The 1,295-nt window shown below is 36.3% G+C and carries 2 protein-coding genes; both read right to left on the reverse strand.

Annotated elements, in window-relative coordinates:
* Window positions 1-723, reverse strand: a 723-nt coding sequence (locus AC1DTM_RS26960) for a sigma 54-interacting transcriptional regulator (protein ID WP_477001325.1), incomplete at its 3' end; no start/stop codon positions are given.
* Window positions 724-915: 192 nt separating this feature from the next.
* Window positions 916-1,295: GNAT family N-acetyltransferase (locus AC1DTM_RS26965; RefSeq protein WP_477001326.1), on the reverse strand; the 380-nt coding region annotated here is incomplete at its 5' end.

Here is a 1,295-nt window from a genome sequence, read left to right on the forward strand (position 1 = left end):
AAATAATCCCGCTCGTTCAATTGCCCCTGTATAGCTTCCTTTTGTAGTTCCAAACAATAAACTTTCTAATAGCGACTCTGGCAAAGCTGCGCAGTTTTGTGCAATAAATGGCTTGTTTTTCCGTTTAGAAGCTTCATGAATTGCTTGCACAAATAGCTCTTTCCCTGTTCCTGTTTCACCATATATTAAAACATTTGCATCTGTTGGGGCTACTTTTTGAGCTAACTCTTTCGTCTGTTTAAAGCGGGAATCATTTGTTACAATTGTCTCGAATGCAACATGCTTTTTTACCATTTTTTTGCTAGTCGACCGTTTTATTTTCGATTGTAAATCTACGATTGTGTCAGTAAGCGTTTGAATTGTAGAATAATCTTTCGCAATTTCAACAGCACCGGCAATATTTCCATCTATAAAAATAGGTAGCGTCGTATTTACCGTACAAACGTCTTCCCCATTTAAATTTTGATAATGCTGAACTTGATGTACAATCGGTTTTTTCGTATGTAACACTTTCATTAGTGTACTCGTTTCCCTAGATAATGAAGGGAATGCTTCTAATAAATGTTTTCCTAGCACATTCTCAATTTTCGATCCATCATGTTTTGCAGCAACTGTATTATAAAAAATTGTAATACCATTTTCATCCACTGCATGTATAGCCTCATCAATACTGCCCAAAATCGCTTCAATGACTTCTTGTGTCGAAACTGCTAGCAATGTCATTCCCCCTCTTGCCGAAAATCTGGCAAATGCATGCCGGATTTTCGGCATCCCTCTGTGCGATTATAAGCATGACGATTCCGTTCTATTATTTTGATGAAATTTATATATATTTCTATTGCTTATTTATGGTTAAATGAAACTTTAATCAGTGGGGCTTTATTCATCCCCACTGATTATTAACCCGACTCCCACCTAACTTCTTTGCTTTACAGCCGAATTTTGAGGCGGGAGTCTTACTGCTTTCGAATAGCTGGATAAATCTTTCACCCATATATTCATATCTTCCAACTTATCAAAAATGTAGCAATTATTCGCAAGCCTTCCCGTATATGTATAGCCTAATTGATGAAAGGCTGCATTCATACCGAAAGATAGCGAGCGAGCAATTGTATAAGAACAAAAAATAGATTTTTCTTGGAGCTCTTCCTCCAATTTAATTAACAGACTTTTCATGAAACCATGTTTTCGATATTCAGGTAATGTAGCACAATTCGTTAATTCTGCATTACCTTCTTTCACGTTCATTTCAGCAGATGCTGTACTAATAATTTTCCCCTCGAATTCATAAACAT

Source organism: Bacillus sp. P4_D3 (assembly GCF_056401855.1).